Source organism: Corynebacterium sp. HMSC055D05, from assembly GCF_001810365.1.
GTDB classification, from domain to species: domain Bacteria; phylum Actinomycetota; class Actinomycetes; order Mycobacteriales; family Mycobacteriaceae; genus Corynebacterium; species Corynebacterium coyleae.
This window is the reverse complement of the sequence record NZ_KV801024.1, coordinates 99493-112426: the sequence shown is the minus strand read 5'-3', so window position 1 is coordinate 112426 and position 12934 is coordinate 99493. Positions and strand designations below refer to the sequence as shown.

General features: G+C 61.2%; 8 protein-coding genes and 2 tRNA genes. 7 read left to right on the top strand and 3 right to left on the bottom strand.

Annotation, left to right across the window (positions count from 1 at the left end):
- Window positions 1-36 precede the first annotated feature (36 nt).
- Together HMPREF2734_RS00520 and HMPREF2734_RS00515 are read right to left on the bottom strand one after the other, a co-directional pair.
- On the bottom strand, window positions 37-300 hold the full coding sequence (locus HMPREF2734_RS00520) for a TetR family transcriptional regulator (protein WP_070568212.1): 264 nt from the start codon (window positions 298-300) through the stop codon (window positions 37-39).
- Complete coding sequence (locus HMPREF2734_RS00515; RefSeq protein ID WP_070568478.1) at window positions 297-509, bottom strand: CopG family transcriptional regulator; 213 nt, start codon at window positions 507-509, stop codon at window positions 297-299. Before HMPREF2734_RS00515 ends, HMPREF2734_RS00520 begins: the two co-directional genes overlap by 4 nt.
- A gap of 61 nt (window positions 510-570) precedes the next feature.
- Here HMPREF2734_RS00515 and gyrA point away from each other — a divergent pair, with 61 nt between their 5' ends.
- Entirely contained in the window at window positions 571-3087 is a 2517-nt protein-coding gene (gyrA, locus tag HMPREF2734_RS00510; protein WP_070568209.1) for a DNA gyrase subunit A, read from the top strand.
- Between the two features lie 3 nt (window positions 3088-3090).
- A complete protein-coding gene (locus tag HMPREF2734_RS00505) occupies window positions 3091-3435 on the top strand; it encodes a DUF3566 domain-containing protein (RefSeq protein WP_070421925.1) in 345 nt (114 codons plus the stop codon).
- Between the two features lie 106 nt (window positions 3436-3541).
- Here HMPREF2734_RS00505 and HMPREF2734_RS12130 read toward each other — a convergent pair whose 3' ends face one another.
- Window positions 3542-4786 (bottom strand): hypothetical protein, encoded by a 1245-nt coding sequence (locus tag HMPREF2734_RS12130; protein ID WP_070568206.1) that lies wholly within the window; start codon window positions 4784-4786, stop codon window positions 3542-3544.
- 725 nt (window positions 4787-5511) lie between these two features.
- Between HMPREF2734_RS12130 and HMPREF2734_RS00495 the strand changes: the two genes are divergently transcribed.
- From HMPREF2734_RS00495 to HMPREF2734_RS00475, 5 genes are all read left to right on the top strand, one after another.
- Window positions 5512-5585 (top strand) — tRNA-Ile (locus HMPREF2734_RS00495).
- 16 nt (window positions 5586-5601) lie between these two features.
- Window positions 5602-5674, top strand: a tRNA-Ala gene (locus HMPREF2734_RS00490).
- Between the two features lie 153 nt (window positions 5675-5827).
- On the top strand, window positions 5828-6634 hold the full coding sequence (locus HMPREF2734_RS00485; protein ID WP_070568475.1) for a phytoene/squalene synthase family protein: 807 nt from the start codon (window positions 5828-5830) through the stop codon (window positions 6632-6634).
- Window positions 6631-8163 (top strand): phytoene desaturase family protein, encoded by a 1533-nt coding sequence (gene crtI, locus HMPREF2734_RS00480; protein WP_070568203.1) that lies wholly within the window; start codon window positions 6631-6633, stop codon window positions 8161-8163. The genes HMPREF2734_RS00485 and crtI overlap by 4 nt, the downstream gene beginning before the upstream one ends.
- Before the next feature lie 257 nt (window positions 8164-8420).
- Window positions 8421-12821 carry a hypothetical protein gene (locus HMPREF2734_RS00475; protein ID WP_070568200.1) on the top strand — a complete coding sequence of 1467 codons (4401 nt, stop codon included), beginning with the start codon at window positions 8421-8423 and terminating at the stop codon, window positions 12819-12821.
- Window positions 12822-12934 lie beyond the last annotated feature (113 nt).

Below are 12934 nucleotides of genomic sequence, written 5' to 3'. Positions count from 1 at the left end.
CACAGAAATACTGGAAGAGGCGCCACCGAGAGGCACTCACCCCGCCCACCTCCGGTACACCTCCCCGGCGACCTCGGCGAATCCGGCGTTGGAGTCCGACAGCGGCTCCAAGGCAACGATGGCCTCAAAAAGGGCAGTGGCGGCGGCGGAAACCGAATCAAAAACCGGCACCCCGTGCAAACGCGCGCCGGGGACGGCGGCAGCGGCGGCCAGGAACCCAAAGGAACGGATGTGGCAGCCGTGGAAGGAGCAGTATTCGTCGGCGATGGCCAGCAGCTGCTCGGCGGAAAGGGCCCTCACGAGCGGGCCTGCCGGATGCGCGACTCCATCCCGGCGTAGGTGGGGATGAGGGAGCGGGCGAGGTCGGTGACGGTGGCGTCGTCAAGCAAACGCGTCGCGGCGGAGACCACCGCTCTCCTAGCGGCCTCCTGTTTCGAGCATCCCCAGGCGGAGGCCAGGAGAACGAGTGCCTTGTCTTCGTCGTCGGTGAGGCGCAACGTCATAGCCATACCACTTTGATACCAGGTGGCAGCCGGTGAAACGGCGAGAGGCCCGCTAAACTGCATGACTATGGCTGATGAGACCTCGAGCGGCTTGGACCGCATTCAACCAATCGATATCAATGAGGAGATGCAGACCAGCTACATCGATTACGCCATGAGCGTGATCGTCGGTCGTGCACTCCCAGATGTGCGCGACGGCATGAAGCCGGTCCACCGCCGCATCATCTACGCAATGTATGACAACGGCTACCGCCCCGAGCGCTCCTACGTGAAGAGTGCAAAGCCGGTGGCAGACACCATGGGTAACTTCCACCCGCACGGTGACATCGCTATCTACGCCACCCTCGTGCGTATGGCGCAGCCGTGGGCGATGCGCTACCCGCTGGTGGATGGCCAGGGTAACTTCGGCTCGCCGGGCAACGACGGCCCAGCTGCTATGCGTTACACGGAGTGCAAGATGACTCCGCTGGCCATGGAGATGGTGCGCGACATCCGCGAAAACGCCGTCGACTTCAACCCGAACTACGACGGCAAGACCCAAGAGCCAGCCGTGCTGCCGTCCCGTGTGCCGAACCTTCTGATGAACGGCTCCAACGGCATCGCCGTGGGTATGGCCACCAACATCCCGCCGCACAACCTCAACGAGCTGGCGGCCGCGATCCAGTGGATCCTGGACAACCACGACGCGGACGAGCAGACCACGCTCGACGCCGTCATGGAGCACGTGAAGGGCCCGGACTTCCCAACCGCCGGCCTCATCGTGGGCGATCAGGGTATTAAGGACGCCTACACCACCGGCCGCGGCTCCATCCGCATGCGCGGCGTGACGGAGATCGAGGAGATTGGCAACCGCCAGGTCATCACGATCACCGAGCTGCCGTACCAGGTCAACCCGGATAACTTCATCCACAACATCGCCGAGCAGGTCACCAACGGCAAGATGGTGGGCATCTCCAAGATCGAGGACGAGTCCTCCGACCGTGTGGGCATGCGCATCGTGGTCACCCTCAAGCGCGACGCTGTGCCGCGCGTGGTGCTGAACAACCTGTACAAGCACTCCCAGCTGGAGACGAACTTCTCCGCCAACATGCTGTCCATCGTCGACGGTGTGCCGCGCACCCTGCGCCTGGATCAGATGCTGCGTTACTACGTCAAGCACCAGATCGAAGTCATCGTCCGCCGCACCCAGTACCGCCTGGACGAGGCCGAGAAGCGCGCCCACATCCTGCGTGGTTTGGTCAAGGCGCTGGATGCGTTGGATGAGGTCATTGCCCTGATCCGCAACTCGCCGACTGTCGACGACGCCCGCCAGGGCCTGATGAAACTTCTCGATGTCGACGAGATCCAGGCCAACGAAATCCTAGCCATGCAGCTGCGCCGCCTGGCAGCGCTGGAGCGCCAGAAGATTGTCGACGACCTCGCAGCCATCGAGGAACAAATCGCCGACTACAAGGACATCTTGGCCAAGCCGGAGCGTCAGCGTCAGATTGTTGGCGAGGAGCTGGGTGAGATCGTCGATAAGTATGGCGACGAGCGCCGCACCCAGATCGTTGCCGCAACCGGCGATGTGACCGAAGAGGACCTCATCGCCCGCGAAAACGTCGTGGTCACGATCACCTCCACGGGCTACGCCAAGCGCACCAAGGTGGATGCCTACAAGTCCCAGAAGCGCGGCGGCAAGGGCGTGCGCGGCGCCGAGCTGAAGCAGGACGACGTGGTGAAGAACTTCTTCATCTGCTCCACCCACGACTGGATCCTGTTCTTCACCAACTTCGGCCGCGTCTACCGGCTCAAGGCCTACGAACTGCCGGAAGCAGGCCGCACGGCCCGCGGCCAGCACGTGGCTAACCTGCTGGAGTTCCAGCCGGAAGAGAAGATCGCCCAGGTCATCCAGATCCAGTCCTACGAGGACGCTCCGTACCTGGTCCTGGCCACCCGCGATGGTCGTGTGAAGAAGTCGCGCCTGACCGACTACGAATCCGCACGTTCCTCCGGCCTGATCGCCCTGAACCTCAACGAAGGCGACGCCCTCATCGGCGCGTCCCTCGTTGGTGAGGACGACGACATCCTGCTCGTCTCCGAACAGGGCCAGGCGATCCGCTTCTCCGCCGACGACGAGCAGCTGCGCCCGATGGGCCGCGCAACCGCCGGCGTGAAGGGCATGCGCTTCCGTGGCGACGACCAACTGCTCGCCATGACCGTCGTCCAAGACGGCCAGTTCCTGCTCGTGGCCACCTCCGGCGGCTACGGCAAGCGCACCGCCATCAAGGAGTACAACACCCAGGGCCGCGGCGGCATGGGTGTGATGACCTTCAAGTACACCCCGAAGCGCGGCAAGCTCATCGGCGCCCTGGCCGTGACCGAGGAGGACCAGATCTTCGCCATCACCTCCGCGGGTGGCGTGATCCGTACTGAGGTCAACCAGATCCGTCCGTCGTCACGCGCGACCATGGGCGTGCGCCTGGTGGACCTCAACGACGGCGTGGAACTGCTCGCCATTGACCGCAACGTCGAAGACGAGGGCGAAGAGGAAGCCACTGCCGTGGCAACCGGCCAGAAGACCCTCGACGATGCGAAGGAGTAGCCCATGGCCGCGCGCAAAGTGACAATCCGGAACGTCAGCGCCGGATCCGTCTTTAAGGTTGCGACGCTGCTTGCCTTGTTCGGGTTCATCGCCTGGATGCTCGCCGCAGTGCTGGTGTACCTCGCGCTGGACCGCGCCGGGGTGGTCGAGTCCATCAACTCGCTCATCGGCGGCGTGGGCGGCGACCAAGTGGTGGACATGAAACTCGCCATGATGGCCGCGGCCCTGTTCGGCCTGGCCGGTGTGGTGTTCATGTCCATCATGGCGCCGCTGACCGCGATCATGTACAACGCCGTCGCGGACCTCGTCGGTGGTGTGCGCTACACCATGTCTAACAGGGCAAAATAGCGCTTATCGACGACACCAAACGCGCCCCGGGTCGTACCTCCCGGGGCGCGTTAAGTCTTTTCTGTGCTGGCCTGTGCTGCGCTGGCCTGTGCTGGCCTGTGCTGGGTTAGAACCCCAGGCCCGGCATCATGTTCATCACCGCGAAGCCGATGCCGATCAAGGCCAGGATTGCCACGATCGGGGCGACGATCGCCGCGACGTTGACGTCCTTCTCAACAACCGGAGCCGGCTTGTCCTTCGGCTCAGCCTGCTGCTCGTGCTCGGCCGGTTTCTCGGCGGGCTTCTCCGGCTGGTTCTCAGCGGGCTTCTCGGCCTCAGGTGCTGGCTGCTCTGCCGGCTCCTCCTCCTCAGGCTGCTCCTTCGGAGCCGGGTCGTTGACCGCCCCTTCCTGCGACGGAGCCGAGGCAACACCGCGGGCACCGATGCGCCAAGCGTTGATGGCCAGTGCTTCCCAGTCCGCCGGAACCTCGCGCACACCGAACGGGGTGTCGAGCAGGTATGGCTTCTCCGAGTAGTTGAAGTAGTCGAACTGGTAGTCGTAGTTCATCACCGACTTGTAGGCCGAGGTATCCAGACGCATGCCCTGGATGTCCTTGACCACCGCGTGCGCACCCTGGTGGCGCAGGCCGAGGGTGTGGCCTAGCTCGTGCAGGATGGTGTTGCGCAGCATCTCTTCCGAGTTCATGAAGCGGTGGTTAGCCACGAAGAACGAGGTGTCGTTGACCAGCGAGGCGCCGGACGACAGGTTGTAGGCGTCGATCTGGTCGCCGATAACACCGATGCGGAAGATGTTCTGGCGCTCGCCGAGCATCTCGTCGATGTTGTTCAGCAGCTTCGAACCCTGGCTTTCGTTCTCGAAGTAGTTCTTGACGTACTTCAGGGTCTCACCGCCGCGAGCCTCGTAGCCGGGGATGTTGTTGAAGGTTTCGCCGGCGTCGACGTGGAGGTTGATGCCGTGGTCGTCGAAAAGATCAACCATCTCCTGCAGGGACTCGGCCTTCACGCCGTATTCCCTGGTGTTGGCGTTGGCACAAGCCTCGGAGGGCTCGACGTCGCAGCCGAGGGTCTTGTACTCGGACTCCATCCAGTTGAGCTGGAGGAACAGGTCCGGGCGGCTCGGGTCCGCACCGTAAGCAGGCAGGTTAAGCACGGTGCCGTCCTCGAGGACAACGCCGTTGCGCTCCCAGAGGTCGGGGATGCCGTCGCCGTCGGAGTCGATGAGCTCCGCGGAGATCGCTTGATTATCGACGACAACGTCAGCAGGCTCTGCAGCCTTAGCCGGAACAACTCCACCGAAGGCGACGGTGGCGGCGAGGGCTGCTGCGAGACCGGTACGAAGTGCTGCGCGCATTTTCCTGCTCCTTACTTATCTGCGGTGTTTGCGGTAAACACCGCATTTCCTTTGCTGCCCTCGAGTTTATGCACCAAGTATGCGCTGGTAAACCCGCCGAATTTTCGGCCCTTTCGAGGCCGGATTGTTCAACGTTTATTTTGGATTGTTCAACGTTTTCACCCCGTTTATCGTGCGGATTGTTCATCAATCCGAGCTGATTTTAGGGCTGTCGCGTTGGGTTGTTGAACGATCTTTTGCGCTCCGGTTCGGTTCGTTCAACAATCCGGAGAAGCAGCATACTATGCATTGATTTGCATACGGATGGGTATACAACTTGGGATCTGGCCCTCACCAGGAGTTTTGCCTGTCACGCTCGTATAAAAACAGGTTTTGGCGCCGTCTTGGGGCGCTGCTGAGTGGCGAAAAGGCCAGGTTGGGCGGATTGTTCACCAATTTGTGCAGGCCTCCTACCCCCGCAAATTACCCCCGTTCCGCGAGGGTGTCGTTGAGGTGTCGTTGGAGTGCGGTTGTTGTGCCCCGATCGTCTAGCTCCCTTTCCGGCGAACCAGACGATCACGCTGATACTGAAAACCATCGCCAACATCACCTGGGGATATGTGGAGGGTGCAGGCGGGTCGTCTAGTAGCAATGCACAAGCAGCTAGACGATAAGCATAAAAACACGCAACAACCTGGCGATTTGGCGGTTATAGCAGTGCTCTGTAATATTCCTATTCGTTCCCAGGGCCTATAGCTCAGTCGGTTAGAGCGCATCGCTGATAACGATGAGGTCGCAAGTTCGATTCTTGCTAGGCCCACAGCCCGAAAGGGCACGGGGCATTAGCTCAGTTGGTAGAGCACCTGCTTTGCAAGCAGGATGTCAGGAGTTCGATTCTCCTATGCTCCACAGGAACACAAAGGCCAGGTCCTCCCGGGGACCTGGCCTTTGGCGTTGGTGGTCACCAGGGGCCCAGGCAGCGGTTGCTGCGCGGTAAGCTCCCGGAAAAGTCTGCAAATAGAAAGCGCCTGCGTGAACTCTTACCTTTCCCGTTACGACACGATGGCGGATCGTGCGGCTGCTCAGGTGATTGCGCAGTATTCGACGAGTTTTTCGTTGGCTACGAAGGTGTTGGCGCCGGGGGTGCGCCGCGATATTCGTAATTTCTACGCGGTGGTGCGTATCGCGGACGAGATCGTCGACGGTGCCGCGCATCAGGCCTACGCAGACCCCGAGACCCTGCTTAACGCCTACGAGGAGCAGGTCCTCCAGGCCGCTAACCAGCGCTTTCACACGGATCCGGTGCTGCACGCGTGGGCGAATACGTATCGGCGTTGTCGCCTCAACGCGGAGCACCTCGAGGCGTTTTTCGCGTCGATGCGCGCGGACCTCAACCCGCACGCTTTTTCCCCGGCGGAGTTGGAGACCTATATATATGGGTCGGCCGAGGTGATTGGCTTGATGTGTTTGGACATTTTCTTCCCAGAGCGCCAGGCACCCCATCCCGAGAAACTTCAGCGTGGCGCCCGCGCGCTTGGTGCGGCGTTCCAGCGCATCAACTTCCTGCGCGATTTCGGGGAGGATCAGGGCAGTCTCGGGCGGGCGTACTTTGGGCGCATGCTTGACGACGACACCAAGCACGCCATCACCACCACCATCCACACCGAACTTGATCAGGCCTTGGAGGCGATCCCGTTGCTGCCCCGCGGGGTGCGTGGGGGAGTGGCGGCCGCGGAGGCGCTGTTTCGTGAACTCACGGAGATCGCGGAGCGCACCCCGGCCGCGCAGTTGACGCAGCAGCGCATCAGCGTGCCGCAGCGTCGCAAGGTTGCGCTGACGGCGAAGGCGATTGCGAGGGTTGGGCTATGACAACTGCGGTGGTGATCGGCGCAGGTGCGGCCGGTTTGGCTACCTCGGCGCTGCTGGCGCGGGAGGGTTACGAGGTCACGGTGGTCGAGCGCCTCGGCTCGCATGGCGGCCGCGCCGGCAACGAAACCGTCCAAGGTTTCCGCTTCGACACCGGCCCGAGCTGGTACCTCATGCCGGATGCCTTCGACCACTTCTTCGCACTGTTTGGCAAGCGCACCGAGGACGTGCTGGATCTCAAGCCGCTCACGCCCGCATACCGGCTCTTCCCCGAGAACCACGACCCGATCGATGTGGAGTCGGGCCGCGACAACGCGATCCGGCTTTTCAACACCATCGAGCCCGGCGCCGGCGACCAACTGGCCAGTTACCTCGACCGCGCCGCCGAAACTTACGACCTGGCGCTGCGCTACTTCCTCTACACCACCTTTTCCACGCTGAAGCCCTTTGCCAAGATCCGCGGCCAGTACGGCAAGTTGCTGCGTTACCTGGTGGAGCCGCTGGATCGCTTCGTCGCAGGCCAGTTCAAGGACACGCGCCTGCGCCAGATGCTGACGTACCCTGCGGTGTTTTTGTCGTCGCATCCCGCGCGCACGCCGTCGATGTATCACCTGATGAGCCACACGGACCTCACCCAGGGCGTGCTGTATCCGCAGGGTGGGTTCGCGGCGGTGATGGATGCGCTCTACGAGCTGGCGCTCGAGCAGGGCGTGAAGTTCCGCTTCAACGCGGACGTCGCTTCCATCACGTACAGCGGTGGGCGGGCCACGGGCATTTCGCTTATCGACGACACCCTCATCCCCGCCGACCTCACCATCTCGTGTGCCGACCTGCACCACACCGAAACCCGGCTGCTGCCGCCGAAGCTGCGCACGTACGACGAGTCGTGGTTCTCCCGCCGCGATCCGGGCCTGGGCACCGTGCTGGTCATGCTGGGCGTGAAGGGTGAGATCCCCGAGTTGGCCCACCATAACCTGTTGTTCAGCGAGGACTGGGACGATGACTTCGCCACCGTCTTCGAGGGCAAACCGGCTGCGCGGCCGTTGGGGGCGTCGCAGTCGATCTACGTGTCCAAGCCGAGCGCGACCGACCCCGGCGTGGCGCCCGAAGGCGACGAGAACCTGTTCGTACTCGTGCCCGTCGCCGCCGAGGAGACGATCGGCCACGGCAACATGTACCGCGATGAGGCCTCCCCGCAGGTGGACCTGATTGCCAACGCCGCCATTGCACAGATCGAGAAGTGGTGTGGGGTTGAGGGCCTGGGCGAGAGGGTCGTCGTTAAGCAAACGCTCGGTCCTGCAGACTTCCGCGACCGCTACCACGCGTGGTCGGGTGGGGCGATCGGGCCGGCGCACACGCTGAAGCAGTCGGCGTTTCTGCGGGGCGCGAATGCTTCGAAGAAGCTGGGAGCGCTGTACTACGCCGGAGCCACGACCGTTCCTGGGGTGGGCGTGCCGATGTGCTTGATTTCCGCTGAAAATGTGCTGAAGCGCCTGCGCGGCGACAAAAGCCCAGGCCCTCTCCGTGCCTGAAATGGGCTTTGTTGAACAATTGCTCTGATTGTGGTGAAAATCACCTTGTGGTTTTCTTCCTGAGTACTGTCTAAACGTCCAGTTCAGAGGGTCAGGTTTCTAAGTTTTTGGTGTTGATCTGGCGTTTTGGCTTTCTGTAGGGGGTTTCGGACTATTCTCCAAGCCGATATTGCGCTTAAATATGTAGTTATCAGTTTGGAGATCCGTGTTCAGGTGATCTCAAGGCTGCTTCGAATATCTCCTCCGAGTTGTAAGGAATGAAGCCGTTGAAGAACGCACATCTGAAGAAGCGCGTCATGGCCACCCTGGTTTCCGCCACGGTGGCTTTTGGTGGCGTAACGGTCGTAGCTCCGACCGCTGACGCTGACGAGCGAGTAACTAGCGAATATTCCGCGCTGCCGAGCGACGCTAACAAGGCTGCACTGCAGTACAACAAGGGTGCCAAGCTCAAGGGCCGTATGGACATGCTCCAGACCCAGTACGGTCCGGGCTGGTGCATCGACGCTGCGCTGCCGGGTCCGAGCCTGGATACCCAGTACGAGGTCCGCAAGCTCGACGGTGTTTCCGGTCTTTACGGCTTCAACCTTGTTTCGGGCGGCAGCTTTGATATCCACCCGGACATTGAGAAGGCTTCGATCAGCCTGACCAAGTTGATGCTGGATGATTACTACGCTGGCCGCCACGAAGAGGTCCGTAAGAAGGCCCTGGCCATGCAGGCACTGGTGTCCAACAACCAGGAAGTTCTCGACCAGATCCGTGGTTACATTACTGGCGACATTAAGCCGCGTTGGGCTGCTTATGGTTTCGGCTGGTCCAACAACCCGCCGAAGCTGACCGCCGCAGAGTTTGAGAGCTGGACCGGCTTCAGCATCCGCCGCACCGCCACCGCAACGGTTGGTCAGTCGGATTTCTACCTGGTGAAGAACTCCGCGAAGTTCAACGCGCTGAAGGTGAACCCGGGCGAGTACGTCACCGTCCTTGTTCCGCTGAACTACAACATCTACCAGGATGTTCTCCGCGACCCGACGAAGCAGCGCATCCTCATCATCGCGCAGCCGGGTCTGGACAACTACCAGCCGGACGTGATCCGCGAGACGGTCACCAAGACCGTTTCTCCGCAGGAGACCAAGACCGTGACCTCGACGGTGCAGTCGACCGTCACCGAGACGGAGACTGTGCGTCCGGGTAACGCAACCGTGACCAAGACGGTGGGCGGTACCGCGACGGAGACGCAGTACATCCAGCCGATCGTCGAGAAGACCGTGACTGAGACGCCGGAGGAGCTCACGGTTACCTCCACCCGTCGTCCGGATGTGGTCACCGCAACCGCGAAGACCACGCTGCCGACCAAGGTCGAAACCGAGACGGTGACCGCTCCGCAGAAGACCGTCACCGTTGAGCAGGTTGAGCCGGTGACTGTCACCGAGACCACCACGGCCCGCGCAACTGACACCGTCGAGGGTGCAACCGAGACGGTGACCGTCACCAAGCCGGCCACTACCGTCGTCGAGACCGTGAAGCGGAGCGGTGCCCCGCGCACCGAGACTCAGACGGTGACCGCTGAGCCGTCCACCAAGGTTGTTGAGACCACCGTGGTGAACAAGAACTACAAGACGGTTGAGCGCACCTCCACTGTTGAGCGCTACACCCGCCACTTCACCTACGCTTTCGCCTTCGAGGGCAACGAGAAGTCGCAGATCATCGACGTTGACAAGCTCGGTGACTGGAAGCTCGAGATTATCGACGACTCCAACGGTCTCGTTGATATCCGCAAGGTTGAGCGCGACGGCAAGTACGTCATCGAGATCGTGCCGAAGCGTGAGGGCAAGGGCACCGTTCGTTTCGTCATTACTGACGGCGAGGGCAATCGCCACGAGTACACGGTCAACATCGTCAACGAGAAGACCGAAAAGGTCACCGTCAACGACGTCACCGTGAACAACCACTTCTTCAACGTGGGTGTCTCCAACATCGACCAGACCATCACCGTCCCGGCTGGCTGGGACTACAAGGTTGATGGCCCAGGCGAACTGGTGAAGGTTGAGGGTTCCTCCAACCAGTACAAGCTGAAGGTTGACGATGGGGTGACCAAGGGCCAGATCAAGGTCACCGTCTTTGAGAAGGTCAACGGTAAGCCGACCGGTGCCGAGAACAACTACATCTTCATGATCGACACCACCACTGATGGTTCCACCTACACCCGCGTCATCGGCAACCTCAACTCCTACATCCTCGAAATCGAGGGTGTTGAGGAGAAGCCGGAGATCGTTGAGGGCGCTGACAAGATTGAGAAGATCGAGAAGCGCGGCGACTCCTGGGTTGTCACCCCGAAGAAGGACGCAACCGGCGATGTAGTGATCAAGGCCGTTGACAAGGACGGCAAGACCCACACCTTCAACCTGAAGATCGAGCACGGTACGAACGTTTCCGTGGACAACGTCACCAAGCTGATGGACGAGGGCGACACTGTCACGATCGACTACAAGGACGACACCTCCGATCTGACCAAGGAGATCGTCTCCAAGTCCGGTACCTGGGAGTGGGACGAGCAGAACCCGTGGAAGGTCACGAACGTCACCAACGGCACTCTGGTCTTCAACGTGTACAAGGAGACCGACAACGGTCGCGTCCTGATTGGTACCTACACCATCGTCGCCAAGGTGAAGAGTGACACCAAGTACCCGACCGCCAAGGTCAGCCAGGATGTTCTGGACCGCAACACCGTCACCCTGAATCTCGGCACCCCGGTTAACAAGTTCGAGGTCAAGGAAGGCAAGGATCTCTTCGACAAGGAAGTCGACGAGAACGGCAACTGGAAGGTCCTGCCGAAGGTTGGCACGGACGGCAAGATCGTCATCGTCGAGAAGTTCGGTGATGACGAGCTCGTCGAGTACACCATCAACGTCACTCCGAGCGAGATCAAGGAGGTGCGCAAGAACGTCAAGTCCGGCGCAACCGTCGGTATCACGGGCGACAACCTCAAGGTCACCAAGGGCAAGGATCTGCTCGATGGCGGCGACATCAAGAACAACTCCCTGAAGTTCGTCGACGGCGCCAACGGCGAAGTGGTTGTTGAGGTCCTTAACTCCCGCGGTATCGCGTACCAGCGCTACATCTTCGTCGTGACCCCGCAGGGTGCACGTGAGGAGAAGTTCGAGCTCACGCCGAAGTCCGAGTCCTCGATCACCATGAACTCCTCGGAGTTCACCTACGAGGTCAAGGGCGAGGACGTCATCGACGTCAAGCGCGAGGGCGACACCCTGCTGGTCACGCCGAAGGACGGCAAGACCGGCACCGCCACCGTTGAGATCAAGTCCGGCGACACTGTCGTTGAGCGCTACACCTACACGGTTGTTCCGGGCAAGAACGGTGGCAACACCGCGTCTTCCGACGACTACAAGCTCAGCGTTGACGGCCGCTTCACCATCACCCGCATCAACAACAACCCGATCGAGATCATCGAGGGTGCAGAGTGGGTCGAGCAGCCTGTCGAGGAAGACGGCAAGTGGATCCTCGTGCCGAAGGGCCCGGAGTCCATCGGCAAGACCGTGAAGGTCATCGAGCGCCGCGGTGATGTTGTGGTCCGCCGCTACAACATCGAGGTCCTCCCAGAGGGCAAGCAGCTGAACTTCGAAGAGTTCCGCACTGTTCTGTACAAGAACATCAAGGACTCCGTCGACTTCGGCGAGAAGTACACCTACAAGGTTGTTCACGGCAAGGACCTGGTGACGGTCACCGAACCGGAGCCGGGCAAGCTCGCCATCGAGGCACAGCCTGGCAAGCGTGGTCTGGCACAGATCGAGATCCGCGATCCGGAAGGCAACCTCGTCCGCGTCGTCGATGCTGTCATCCCGGACACCTCGGAAGGCGAGCTTCCGAAGCCACGTCCGTCGATCAAGCCCAACCCGGGCAAGGACGGCAGCTACATCGTTGACTTCGAGGGTGGCTCGAACAACGTTGAGATCAACATCTGCACCGGCGACGGCAGCTGCACCATCGTCCCGAACAACAAGGTTGTGGACAAGGGCAGCCACCTTGAGGTCGATCCGGGCAAGGTTCCCGACGGCAGCAAGCTCGTCGTCGTTCCGATTGAGAACGGCGTCCGCAGCGATAAGCGGGAAGACTACGTCGAGATCGACCTTGGCGTTGACCTCCAGGGCAACAAGACCGAGAAGGGCTCCTCTGAGCTCGACGGCAAGTGCATTGCCTCCATCGTCGGCCTGTCTGCGCCGCTGCTGCTGGCCATCCCGCTGGGTATCCTCTCCCAGGTTCGCATCCCGGGTCTGGAGGGTCTGTCCGCTCAGGTGAACGACGCCATCCGTCAGGCGAATGACCAGATCCAGCGCGGTCTGGGTATCTACAACGAGGACCGTTCTCGCCGCGCAGCTGGCTTCCAGGGTGCGTTCAACGTCGCCAACCCGGAGATGCTGAGCCTCGCCGCTGGTTCCCTCGGCGCAATCACGCTCGGTCTGTTCCTGATCGACGGTGTGCTGCGTGCCTGCGGCCAGGAGGAGATGACCTCGTCCTACAAGATCGGTGAGGCCACCGGTCAGGAATGGATGATGTACGGTTCCTCCGGCAAGAGCTCCAAGGACCAGGCTGAAAAGCCGTCCGAGGAAGCTGGCGCAAAGGACAAGAAGGACGAATCCAAGAAGTAAATCGTTCTGATCCCTGAAAGCCCGAAGCCGACTTGGCTTCGGGCTTTCGGCGTTCTTTGAGGATTTGTTGAACAATTGCTCGGATTGTGGTGAAAATCACCTTGCGGTTTTCT

Bases quoted from the DNA above. Each gene is read 5' to 3' on its own strand.
- gyrA (WP_070568209.1), top strand. From the start codon at position 571: ATGGCTGATGAGACCTCGAGCGGCTTGGACCGCATTCAACCAATCGAT.
- crtI (WP_070568203.1), top strand. From the start codon at position 6,631: ATGACAACTGCGGTGGTGATCGGCGCAGGTGCGGCCGGTTTGGCTACC.
- HMPREF2734_RS00485 (WP_070568475.1), top strand. From the start codon at position 5,828: ATGGCGGATCGTGCGGCTGCTCAGGTGATTGCGCAGTATTCGACGAGT.
- HMPREF2734_RS12130 (WP_070568206.1), bottom strand. From the start codon at position 4,786: ATGCGCGCAGCACTTCGTACCGGTCTCGCAGCAGCCCTCGCCGCCACC.
- HMPREF2734_RS00475 (WP_070568200.1), top strand. From the start codon at position 8,421: ATGAAGCCGTTGAAGAACGCACATCTGAAGAAGCGCGTCATGGCCACC.
- HMPREF2734_RS00515 (WP_070568478.1), bottom strand. From the start codon at position 509: ATGGCTATGACGTTGCGCCTCACCGACGACGAAGACAAGGCACTCGTT.
- HMPREF2734_RS00505 (WP_070421925.1), top strand. From the start codon at position 3,091: ATGGCCGCGCGCAAAGTGACAATCCGGAACGTCAGCGCCGGATCCGTC.